This is a genomic window from Bacteroides sp. RTP31139st1_H2_RTP31139_211217 (genome assembly GCF_040227615.1).
In the GTDB taxonomy this organism is placed as follows: domain Bacteria; phylum Bacteroidota; class Bacteroidia; order Bacteroidales; family Bacteroidaceae; genus Bacteroides; species Bacteroides uniformis.
Genome location: NZ_JBCNZM010000248.1, coordinates 1 through 4,760 on the forward strand (window position 1 = coordinate 1; position 4,760 = coordinate 4,760).

At 33.8% G+C, this 4,760-nt stretch carries 4 protein-coding genes; all 4 read right to left on the reverse strand.

All coding sequences use genetic code 11. The features are described 5' to 3' along the window. Positions 1-45: 45 nt before the first annotated feature. The 4 genes from ABUA47_RS23140 to ABUA47_RS23155 all read right to left on the reverse strand — a co-directional run bounded on the left by ABUA47_RS23140 (position 46) and on the right by ABUA47_RS23155 (position 4,618). Positions 46-882, reverse strand: coding sequence for an HNH endonuclease (locus ABUA47_RS23140; RefSeq protein ID WP_349824575.1), 837 nt, complete (start codon positions 880-882; stop codon positions 46-48). 44 nt (positions 883-926) lie between these two features. Next, positions 927-1,466, reverse strand: coding sequence for a hypothetical protein (locus tag ABUA47_RS23145; RefSeq protein ID WP_178286296.1), 540 nt, complete (start codon positions 1,464-1,466; stop codon positions 927-929). After that, positions 1,450-4,293 (reverse strand): UvrD-helicase domain-containing protein, encoded by a 2,844-nt coding sequence (locus ABUA47_RS23150; protein WP_178286298.1) that lies wholly within the window; start codon positions 4,291-4,293, stop codon positions 1,450-1,452. Before ABUA47_RS23150 ends, ABUA47_RS23145 begins: the two co-directional genes overlap by 17 nt. 112 nt (positions 4,294-4,405) lie before the next feature. Next, a complete protein-coding gene (locus ABUA47_RS23155) occupies positions 4,406-4,618 on the reverse strand; it encodes a helix-turn-helix domain-containing protein (RefSeq protein WP_178286300.1) in 213 nt (70 codons plus the stop codon). Between the last annotated feature and the right edge of the window lie 142 nt (positions 4,619-4,760).

Below are 4,760 nucleotides of genomic sequence, written 5' to 3' on the forward strand. Positions count from 1 at the left end.
CAAAAACTGGGTTACAGAACGAACCAAAACGCTTAGGAAAGTGAGCTAAAATTGGTACAACAAACTGGACACCCTATCAATTAATCCATTGGGGAATATAAATGCCAATCGTTCCTTATCAAATTCTGCTTTCGTCTTATGGATTATTCTATGATAATTGGGAGATAAAATAATGATATTTGAGGTGTCATTATTCATCGATTCTGTAAAAGGAATTATGTGATGTGCTTCTACAACCATCGCTCCATAAGGTTCCCCTATTTGTTCTCCTGACATTTGACAACGATAATTATACAATTGTTTCAACGAATCACCTATTGAGCGATCAAGTTGACGAACTTTTTGCAAACGAGTTATTTCCTTTATAGATGCATTCTTATCTTCGCGAAATTCCAATGTTTCAAAATCTAGTTCTGACTGCTTACTAATCTCATTCTTTACCTCAGCTTTTATGGCCGTTGTGATACAATCTGCCACAAACACGTTGGGTAAATCTGTTGTGCTTAAAGCAAGAAATTCCTGATATTCCTCTGGAATTCGTATGGTGAATTTGCGGTTGATGTTCTCAGGTAGATTCTTAATGCTCTCAACATAGTTCCAAGTAGATGAAAACACTTCACGCAAGCGTTTCACTATGCCAGATCCTTCGTTATATCGAATCTGTACCACTTCAGCATGACCATCATATTTATTGCGATCAAACCCTTGATTCTTCAGTTGTGCATCATACTCCACACCATCTATTATCACCTTGATATTCCGTGTTTCCCCGTGTATAGGCATTCCCCCAGGCATCCCTTTAAGCAGGTAATGGTACTCTACAAGTATCTGAAATCCCTGACGAAGTGTCGAACGATCTATGAGTTTTTGGTAAAAAAACATTTTAGAAATAATTTCGAATTCCTGATATAATAATAAATTCTAATTTACCTAATTACTGCAATTGATTCTATGTTAGTTAGCATAACTCTTTGAGCAGAGATGTCGTAAAAGACTCTTTGATACTCTTTACCTTCAGGATTTTGTTGAATCCTTACGGTAATACCTAATTGGATACCTTTTTCTGTCGGAAGATTTGTTTTATGCTTTTCATCTATATTTGCTTCATACAAATACCCATTATTACGCAACCATTTTATTACTGCAGATACAGATAAAGGTTTCATATCTGCAGGAATATGCTCGTTAACTGTTTTTGTAAATTGAGCAATTCCACATGGAGCTAAAACATTTATCTGTTCAGCTTCTCTAGTAGTCATCCAAAAAGTTCTCCTTCCTCTTCTTGATACAGACTCAGATGGTTCTACTTTGCCCAACATTTCGCTAACAAAAAATAGACATCGTGAAATATGGACATTATTAACAATATCATCCTCTTTTACAGGCTCTAATGTTAATGGATTAATACCATTAGCTAGTTTCTCAATCCAATCTTGAGCAGTTCTTAATTTAGATATATCTATCATGATTTTTGCTATTTTTATTAGAAGAAAAATTTCTTAAAAAATTATCTTTGGTTATATAGTTATTGCACCCTGTTTTATCTTTTTTATAATTAGTACAACCTAAAAATGGACCACTTCCTTTACCATCCTTTACGATAAGATAACCATCTTGACATTTATCACATTTCATTATTGTCATGTTATCACCAATAAGGTTATTAGTCATGAAATCACATATTTCGGGTTCGTTCGTACAAATCCATAGACGAAGGCCATAGGCTTTTTTATAGCGTAATTGTAGAGGATAACCACAAACTGGACATCTCTTTTCAAGAACATTTTCATTAGGTTCTTTATCTATTTGTCCATACACTTCAACTTGGGGATAATCACGAATCAATTCTAAAACAAATTCTGATGGACGTTGCTGTGGAGTAATTATATATACTCTATTTTTTGTTCTAGTCAAAGCTACATAGAATAACCTACGTTCTTCCGCATAATCGTAAGTATGGTCATCCTTAACAACATATTTTAGAACCGGATCTTCCTGAACCTGAGATGGGAAACCATAAGTGTCATTCCTTGCATTGATAATGATAACATGGTCATAACCTAACCCTTTTGCTCGGTGAACCGTCATAAAATCAAAATAGTCAGCATTATATTTCTTAGATCTAACAGAACCAGTCCTCTCATCATAAATGAAATCAGCAGATTTCGTTAGATTATAAGCATCAAATCCGTATCTGCCTAGAAGTAAAATTTTTGGATGCTCATACTTTTCAATCAATCCATCCATGATTTCTTCTACACATTTACCAATCAAAAAATACTTTCCACCCTTACCTTCATATTCTTTTCTATCAACTTCTTCTGTATAAGTTTTGATTACTATAGGATGTTCTATATGCTTTGGCGAAATAAGAGCCTTTCGTATCTGACTTAAATTCTTTTGTACGAATCCTCCTGCAATGTCTATTACTTCTTGGGCATTGCGATAGGTTTTGGTGATACATAATTCAAGACCATATCCAAAAGTATTTCTGAAGTCAGTGAACAAGGTAATATCTGATCCGGCATATGCATATATTGACTGCCAATCATCTCCAACTGCTATAACTTTTGCATTGCACAACTTACACAGTTCCTTGGTTAAATTGAAGCGTTGTCGTGAAATATCTTGGTATTCATCAACAATGATATATTTAAAATCGAGTTTCTTGCCCTGAATGTCTTCGTCTCTAAGAATTCTGGCAGAGTCGTTTATCATATCTTCAAAGTCAATAGCATGATATTCCTTAAGCCGTTTGGTGTATTCTAAAAAACATTGTTCACATATAGTTAAGAATAGTTTTGTCCGTTCGTTTGAAGATGTTGAGCGGAATCGTGAGAAGTCTTCAGTAGTAAAATCGTTAGTTTTGAAATTTTGAATAAAAGTACACACCAACTTCACAAGTCGTGCTATATATTTATTCTCTTCTGTACTGACAATTTTCTCAAATATTTCTTTTGATGGACGTTTATTCAATTCAAACCCATGCAGTATAAGTTCATCATGCAAATGAACAAGCAAATCCCTTCCATCATTATAAGCAGAAAAGGTATAAATAAGGTCTGTGTCATGCTGACGATGAAGTAAAATCTTGTCATTAATTTCCTTTTTATACAGAGTTAGTTGTTCTTTTGTATAACGATTGTTCCTTCCATCCTCTGTTATCCCGAAATGTTCTATATAAGCGACTTTATCTCCTTGCGTTATTGTAAAATCTGGAGTATATGGTTTGTGAGAACGGAGTATATTATATGGATATGTTTTTTCGTAATTGTATTCAATGTTGTTCATATACAAGAAGTTTGCAATTACCACTTCCTGTAATGAACGAACACGTTCGTGCGCAATAGTAACATGACGTCCAGAACGTTGGTCGATTACCTTTTCCGTATATTCTTCCATATTGCCACGCAATGTAGAGAAATCAGCTTTGGTAATATAATTAAAAAACGAATTAAGGTCTTCTCCTTCGTATGGTGCATCAAAGTAACTACCAAAAAATAAAATAAGTTTATCAACAAGCTCAGGAAACTCCAATATATTATGCTTAAGATACTCATTGACAACATTATACATATAACCCTCTGTAACAATTCTTACTCGTTCCTCTGTTTCTTGTCTTCGACGAATTGCATAACCCGTCTTGTGAAATGTTGTTACCGGACAATCAATTTTCAAAGCCACGTTAATTTTATCCTGTAATTCTCCTACGGCTTTATTCGTGAATGAAATGACAAGTATTTGGTCTGGATGAATACCTTTCTTTTCTACTAGATACTTTACCTTTGCTGCTACAGTAGTTGTCTTACCAGCTCCTGCCCCAGCAATAACTAGTGTATAATCTTCATCTGATAAAACAACCTTACGTTGCTCTTCATCAAGTTTAATGTTTGGATCAACATTTGTTAGAATAGAATCAAGATATTTTTCCTCTGATTCAAGATGTCGAGTTATATAATCACTATTGTGATTTATAATAAGTTGTGAACTATCGTCATTTAGTAAATCTTCATAATTTGAGAGAAAATGAATAATACGTTCTTCTTCAATGCCATGCTCTCGACAATAAAAACTAAGCGTTTTACTATCTCTTAAAACCTTAAAATGAGAGAATATGTATGAATAGTTGTCACGCAAATCTTTGTAATCGCTTCTAGCAATATATTTATCTTGTTTCAGCAAACTATTAAGTGCTTGTTCAAATTGGCACAAACATTCTAGTTCGGCAGTCATTACAACTCTCGATTTCTTAGTCTTTCCTAAGTTTAATAATTTTCTGAAAAAGTTTGCCATAATTTTATAGTATCTTCCTATTGAGAATCTGCTAATGCATTCTCATCTTATCTATACTATTCTGTTATACGAAAAGTAAATAATGCGATTTTATTCATTGTTCCTATACTTTTTACTTCTCACGTTTTATTGACCACAAAAGATCTTTCACATCCACATCAAGTGCTTTTGCAATGGCCACCAATGTTTCTAAATTGGGTTGCATAGTGTTAGTACACCATTTAGAAACAGTAGCAGGATCTTTTCCTACCTGTTCAGATAACCATTTATTAGTGCGCTTCTTCTCTGCAAGCACTACTTTAAGGCGATTTATATCCTGTGTCATATATATTAAGTTTATCAATTATTTCTATTAATACTCAGCTTCATCATATTCTTTCCACATCTCCTCAGTAAGCATTCGGCAAACTACAGGTATTAAACTTTTATATACAACAATAGCGACTGTCACTATGAACCTAATAGTA

What these genes read in the sequence shown, in the direction of transcription:
- ABUA47_RS23140 (WP_349824575.1), bottom strand. Translation starts at nt 882, where the DNA reads ATGTTTTTTTACCAAAAACTCATAGATCGTTCGACACTTCGTCAGGGA.
- ABUA47_RS23145 (WP_178286296.1), bottom strand. Translation starts at nt 1,466, where the DNA reads ATGATAGATATATCTAAATTAAGAACTGCTCAAGATTGGATTGAGAAA.
- ABUA47_RS23150 (WP_178286298.1), bottom strand. Translation starts at nt 4,293, where the DNA reads ATGGCAAACTTTTTCAGAAAATTATTAAACTTAGGAAAGACTAAGAAA.
- ABUA47_RS23155 (WP_178286300.1), bottom strand. Translation starts at nt 4,618, where the DNA reads ATGACACAGGATATAAATCGCCTTAAAGTAGTGCTTGCAGAGAAGAAG.